Annotated in this window: 4 protein-coding genes and 1 pseudogene; 3 read left to right on the top strand and 2 right to left on the bottom strand. The window is 73.5% G+C overall.

Annotation, left to right across the window (positions count from 1 at the left end; translation table 11 throughout):
- Positions 1–785, top strand: a 785-nt coding sequence (locus L0P92_RS40950; RefSeq protein ID WP_372497418.1) for an ABC transporter permease, incomplete at its 5' end; no start/stop codon positions are given.
- On the opposite strand, the gene L0P92_RS40945 is transcribed toward L0P92_RS40950, so the two are convergent.
- Positions 763–3,930 (bottom strand): ATP-binding protein, encoded by a 3,168-nt coding sequence (locus tag L0P92_RS40945; RefSeq protein ID WP_234768216.1) that lies wholly within the window; start codon positions 3,928–3,930, stop codon positions 763–765. The genes L0P92_RS40950 and L0P92_RS40945 overlap by 23 nt on opposite strands.
- A 124-nt stretch (positions 3,931–4,054) precedes the next feature.
- On the opposite strand from L0P92_RS40945, the gene L0P92_RS40940 reads away from it, so the two are divergent.
- Together L0P92_RS40940 and L0P92_RS40935 are read left to right on the top strand one after the other, a co-directional pair.
- Positions 4,055–5,518 carry a flavin-containing monooxygenase gene (locus tag L0P92_RS40940; protein WP_234768215.1) on the top strand — a complete coding sequence of 488 codons (1,464 nt, stop codon included), beginning with the start codon at positions 4,055–4,057 and terminating at the stop codon, positions 5,516–5,518.
- A 34-nt stretch (positions 5,519–5,552) separates the two neighbouring features.
- The gene (locus L0P92_RS40935) at positions 5,553–6,041 is read left to right on the top strand and encodes a flavin reductase family protein (RefSeq protein WP_234768217.1); all 489 of its coding nucleotides are present in this window, start codon (positions 5,553–5,555) and stop codon (positions 6,039–6,041) included.
- A 55-nt stretch (positions 6,042–6,096) separates the two neighbouring features.
- On the opposite strand, the pseudogene L0P92_RS40930 reads toward L0P92_RS40935, so the two are convergent.
- Positions 6,097–6,225 (bottom strand): annotated as a pseudogene (locus tag L0P92_RS40930) (ATP-binding protein); the annotation flags it as partial.
- Positions 6,226–6,239 lie beyond the last annotated feature (14 nt).

Genomic DNA, 6,239 nt, shown 5'->3' with positions numbered 1-6,239 from the left:
CCTCCCACGCCCTGCGCGACAACCTCACCATGCTGCGGCGCAACCTCCTGCACGCCCGTCGCTACCCCTCCCTCACCCTGAACCTCCTGCTCACCCCGGTCATCCTGCTGCTGCTCTTCGTCTACATCTTCGGCAACGTGATGAGCGCCGGCATCACCGGAGGCCCCGCGGACCGCGGCGAGTACATCGCGTACATCGTCCCCGGCATCCTGCTCATGACCATCGGCGGAACCGCGATCGGCACCGCCGTCTCCGTGGCCTCCGACATGACCGAGGGCATCATCGCCCGGTTCCGCACCATGGCCATCTCCCGTGCCTCCGTGCTCATCGGCCACGTCCTCGGCAGCGTGATCCAGACGCTGCTGGCGCTCGCGGTGGTGCTGGGCGTCGGACTGGCCATCGGCTTCCGGCCGAACGCGACACCGCTGGAGTGGCTCGCGGCGGCCGGACTCCTGGCGCTGGTCAGCGTCGCGCTGATCTGGATCGCGGTCGGCATGGGACTGGTCAGCCCCAACCCCGAGGGCGCCAGCAACCTCGCGCTGCCCCTGATGGTGCTGCCGCTGCTGTCCAGCGCGTTCGTGCCGGTGGACGCCATGCCGGGCTGGTTCCAGCCGGTCGCCGAGTACCAGCCCTTCTCGCCCGCCATCGAGACCCTGCGCGGACTGCTGATGGGCAGCGAGATCGGCACGAAGAACGCGCTGCTCACCGTCGGCTGGTGCCTGGGCCTGACCGTGCTGGGCTACCTCTGGTCCAAGGCGCGGTTCAACGACGAGCCGGGAAGTTGAGAGCCTCCTCACCGGCTCCGAGCTCGCGCAGCGCCACCGCCCGCAACTCCTCCCGCCCCAGGGCGGCGTACCTCGACCTCGCGTCGGCGTACGCCGCCCTGTCGGCGTCCTCGGCCGCCTGCCGGGACCGCGCCGAGGACAGCGTCGGGAACTCCCGCCCCACCGGCATCCGTTCCGCAAGCGCCACCAGCCGTACGGCCGCCGTATCGCCCCGGGCCAGTCCGGCGAAGCCGAGCGCCAGCAGTACGGTGCCGTACACCGGCAGTTCCACCGGAGTCCCGCCGGCCTGCTCCCCGGACAGCATCCCGAGCAGCCGCCCGCGCAACCGCTCGGCCAGCCCGGCCACCGGTTCCAGCCTGCCGTGCTGCGCGTGCGCGGCCAGCGCGGCCGACTGCATCTGCAGCATCCACGAGTCAGCGAACGGATCGTCGGCGTACAGCGCACCGCTCTGCCGTACCCACTCCACCGCCTGGCGCCACAGCCCCAGCCCGACCTCGGTCAGCCCCCGGGCCAGTGCGATCTCCGCCCGGGCCAGCAGATCGGGACTGGAGATCTCGGCGGCCTCCGGCTGCTGGTCCAGCGCCGCGAGCCGCAGCCAGTACTCCGCCTCGTCGACCTCGCCGCGCTGGAGGCAGGCCAGCACCAGCCCCCAGCGGACGCCGATCAGATCCAGCCATTCGCTGAACTCGCCGAGCACGTCGAGCGCGGCCCGCAGATGGTCGTACGCCTCCGCGCCACGCTCGGACTTCAGGCACAGATCGCTGATCCGCCCGTGGCTGAGCAGCCGCATGGCCGGGCTGCCGACCGGTCCCAGCGCGTCGAGCATCCGGCGGGCGCAGTCCAGTGCGCGCTCCGTCTCCTGCTCGGACTCCCACACATAGCTGGCGGCGCATGACGCGACCGCCGCCAGCAAGGGCTCTGCGGCGTCACAGAGTTCCGTCAGCCGGGTGTACCGGGGCGGGTGCATGTCCGGGACGGCGCACAGCACGACGGCCAGCGCCCGCACCACGGTGTCCGGTGGGGCGGGCGGAAGCCGGCGCAGGGTGACGAGATGCCGTACGGCGTGCGGGCCGTGGCCCATGAAGAGGCTGGCCGTGCAGGTGGTCGCCGCGCTGCGGGCCGCCTCGACGTCCTCGGCGTTCGCCGGGTCGGGACGGAAACGGGACAGCGGACCGGCGGTCTCGGCGGCGAGAGCGGCGAGCCGGGCGTAATTGGATCCGGTGGCCCACAAGCCGCTCAGTACGGCGGTGAGGGCCGCGGTGGTGGGCCCGTCCGCGCGGGCCAGCGCGTACCGCAGGGCCAGGACGAGGTTGTCCTGCTCGGCCCGGATGCGTTTCCAGGAGGGCAGCGGATCGTCGCCGAACAGCGCGTCGTGATGCGCCCGTCCGAAGTCCCGCGCCCAGCACAGGAACCGGCCGGTCACCGCCTCCTCCTCACCGGCCTCCGCGCGCCCGGCCGCGCCGAACTCCCGCAGCGTCTCCAGCATGTGGAAGCGCACCCCGGACGGACCCTCGCCCACCTTGATCAGCGACTGGTCGGCCAACTGCTCCAGCAGCGCCAGTACGTCGCCGGTCTCGCCGAGCACGTACTCCGCCGCCGCCTCGCCGAAGCCGCCGGGGAACACCGACAACGCCCGCATCGCCGCCCGGCCGTCCGGCTCCAGCAGATTCCAGCTCCACTCGACCACGGCCCGCAGCGTGCGATGCCGTTCGGGTGCGTCGCGGGCGCCGCCGCGCAGCAACGCGAAACGGTCCCGGAGCCGGCGGGAGATGTCGGCCACGGACAGCGCCCGCACCCGGGCCGCGGCGAGTTCCACGGCCAGCGGCAGCCCGTCCAGGTGCCGGCAGATCTCGGCCACCGTGCCCTCGGGCAGCTCCACACCGGGCCGCGCCGCCCGCGCCCGCTGCCCGAACAACTCGACGGACATCGCCAGGGACAGCTCGGGCAGGGCGTACACGGACTCCGAGGTCAGCCCGAGCGGAGCCCGGCTGGTGGCCAGGACCCGTAGCTCCTTCGACCGCGACACCAGCGTCCGTACGAGCGCGGCCGCACCGGACACCACCTGCTCGCAGTTGTCCAGCACCAGCAGCGCGGGCCCCGCACCCAGCGCGGCCAGGATGCCGCTCTCCGCGTCCCCGCCACCGGCGAACTGCCGGCCCTCCCCGGCCCCGACCGCCGACGCCACCTCACCGGCCACGTCGTCGTCGGAGGTGACACCGGCCAGGGCCACGAAGTGCACCACGGGCTGCTCGGCCGCCCGGCTCACCGCGTGGGAGAGCCGCGTCTTGCCCAGCCCTCCGGGTCCCACGACGGTGACCACCCGGGCCGACCGCAACAGCCCCGCCACGGCCGCGACGTCGGCGTCCCGCCCGAGCAGCGGGTTCGGCTCGTGCGGCACGCCATGGCGGACCGGCGCCACCTCCGCGCTCAGCAACTCCTGGTACACCGCCCTGAGCCCCGGCCCCGGATCGGTGCCCAGCTCCTCGCGCAGCCCACGGCGGTAGGCGTCGTACCGGGTCAGCGCCGCGGCCCGGCCCGCGGTGGCGGCCTCGCAACGCAGCAGCTCCGCCAGCACCTCCTCGTCCCGCGGCAGCTCCAGCGCCACCTCGGCCAGCGGGGCGGCAGCCTCTTCCCGACGCCCCAGCCGGGCCAGGGCGAGGGCACGGAAGCGGACCAGGGAGCGGTGGGCCCGCACCCGGTCGGTACGCAGCGCCACCACCGGATCGTGCAGATCCTCACCCGCTCCGGCACCCACCCGGCCGTCCCACAGGGCGAGGCCCGCCTCGGCCCGCGCCAGCGAGCCCTCGTGATCACCCGCCCGGGCACGCTCGGCGCTCGCCGCCTCGTCGAGCAGCAGCGCCGAACTGTCCACCCGCGCCTCGTCCAGCGTCAGCCGATACCCCGTGGGTGTGCTCACCACCAGGTCGGCACCCACCTGCGCCCTGAGCCGCGACACCAGGATCTGCACCGCCTTGCCCGGCCGCTCCGGCAGCTCCTCCGGCCACAGCCCCTCCACCAGCCGGCCGGTGCTGCACCCGGTGCGCGGATCCTCCGCGAGCAGGGCCAACAGGCCGCGCAGCCGCGGTGCGGTGATCTCCCGTCCACGACAGGCGACTCGGGGCAGCAGGGTCAACTCGGTGGTCACCCGGGAAGGTTAGGGGTGTTTCGAGAGTCCCGCACGGCCCCGGCCGCCTGCTGGGCACGGGATTCCGTGACCGGGACGGTGAACGCGCCGACCCGTGCCGATCTCCCAGGGAGAGTGACAGCTGATGCGCGTGTGTGTGATCGGGGCCGGCCCCGGGGGAATCGTCAGCGCCAAGGTGCTGCTGGAGAACGGCTTCGACGTCACCGTACTCGACAAGTACCGGCAGGTCGGCGGGGTCTGGTCGGCGGGAGGCTGCTACGACGGGCTGGCCAACCAGTCCGCGCTCCGCATCTTCGAGTTCGCGGACCTGCCCAACCGCCTGCACTTCGCCGGCGCCGTGGACACGCAACGCTATCTGGAGCACTACGCCGAGACCTTCGGCGTGCTGGCCCGCGTCCGGCCCGGCACCGAGGTGGTCGCCGTCCGGCCGGTGGAGGGACCCGGGCGGCCGGGCGCCGCCGGCTGGTCGGTCGACTCGCGTCCCGCCGGGGACGCGGCGGCCGAGGTCCGGCGCGAGGAGTTCGACCACGTCGTCGTGGCCAGCGGGGCCCATCACCACCCCCACCTGCCCGAGTTGCCCGGCCGTAAGTCGTTCCACGGGACCGTGCTGCACTCCAACGAGGTGCGGGCCGGGACCTTCACCGGCCGCCGCGTGGTCGTCGTGGGCGGCGGCAAGTCCGCGCTGGACCTGGTCACCCGCGCCGCACACGAGGCGACCGCGGCCACCCTGGTGCAGCGCAAGGTGAACTGGATGGTCCCCGAGCGGTTCCTGCTCGGCCTGGTCGGCTACAAGTGGATCCTGTTCACCCGGTTCGGCGAGGCCCTCCTGCCCCGCTACCACGATCCGGCGTGCGTCCGCCCGATCGACCGCCTCGACGAGCGGGTCAAGCGGGCCCTGTGGTGGCTCATCACTCGTGACCTGCTGCTCTCCACCGGTCTCTACGGTCTCCCGAAGCACCTGCGGCCCGACCGGGCCCTCCCCTTCCACCTGGCCCACGCGGGAGTGATGCCACGTGGCTACGTCCGTGCCGTGCGCCGTGGCCTGATCGCCGCCAGGGTCAGTGCGGTCGAGGCGTACACCGACCGGGGGCTGCGGCTGGCGACCGGCGAGGAGGTGGCCGCGGACGTCGTCGTGTTCGCCACGGGGCACCGCAAGGTCTTCCCGTTCCTGGACCCGAGCGTGTCCGTGCACGACTCCACCGGCCGGCTACGGCTCTACCGGGGCATCGTGCCGCCCGGCGCCGACCGGCTGGGCTTCGTGGGCTTCCGGCAGGTCTTCAACAACATCATGGGCATGGAGCTCACCGCGCACTGGCTCGCCCGTCACTTCCGGGCGACACTGCGCACCACCCCGGGCGAGCGGGAGATGCGGGAAGCCGTCGACGCCCGCCTGGCCTGGCAGGAACAGGTGCTGCCGGGCTCCGGCGGCTACGACTTCGGCCCGTACGACATCCACTGCGCGGACGAACTCCTGCACGACATGGGGCTGCCCTCCCACCGCACGGGCAACCTCCTGGCGGAATACCTGCTTCCCGGCGGGGTCGCCCACCGTTACCAGGGCCTCGGCCGGGCGCGCCGGGCGGAATGATCCTGCTCCTCCCGGGGAGCCGCCGGATGGCATGGTGGCGGGCATGGACGAGTTCCTCCGACGGGTGAACCCCGACATGTGTGTGGTCACGGCCGCGGCGGGCGGCGAACGGGCCGGCTGTCTGGTCGGGTTCGCCTCGCAGTGCTCCATCCGGCCGGTGCGGTGGGTGGTGTGGCTGTCGGAGGTCAACCACACCTTCCGGGTGGCCCGGTCCGCCCGAGTCCTGGCCGTGCACCTGCTGGCCCGCGAACAGCACGCCCTGGCCGAGCTGTTCGGCGGACGCACCGGCGACCGGGAGGACAAGTTCCGGCACGTCCGCCGGCGCGAGGGCCACGGCGGGGCCGTCGTCCTCCAGGACGCGCCGGCCTGGTTCGTCGGCCGGATCGTCACCCGCGTCGGCGGCGGCGACCACATCGGCTTCGTCCTCGACCCGGTCGAGTGGGGCGGCGACGAGACGTACGACGGTCCTCTGCTGCGCCTCGACGACGCCCGGACGATCTCGCCCGGCCACCCGGTGGACTGACCGGGCTCGCACCGGCCGTCGTGGCAGGAGCCTGATCGCAGGGCCTGACCAGTCGTCAGTCCGTGCCGGCCGGGATGCGGAGGGTCACCTCGAAGCCGCCGTCGGCGGTGGGGCCGGAGTCCAGGGTGCCGCCCAGGAGGTCGGCGCGCTCCTTGAGGCCGATGAGGCCCTGGTGGGAGCCCGGTCAGTCCACCGGGT

The sequence above is a fragment of the Streptomyces muensis genome (assembly GCF_021474425.1).
GTDB lineage: Bacteria > Actinomycetota > Actinomycetes > Streptomycetales > Streptomycetaceae > Streptomyces > Streptomyces muensis.
Note: the sequence above shows the minus strand (reverse complement) of the source record. Positions and strands in the feature narration are given on the sequence as shown.

Bases quoted from the DNA above. Each gene is read 5' to 3' on its own strand.
- L0P92_RS40940 (WP_234768215.1), top strand. From the start codon at position 4,055: ATGCGCGTGTGTGTGATCGGGGCCGGCCCCGGGGGAATCGTCAGCGCC.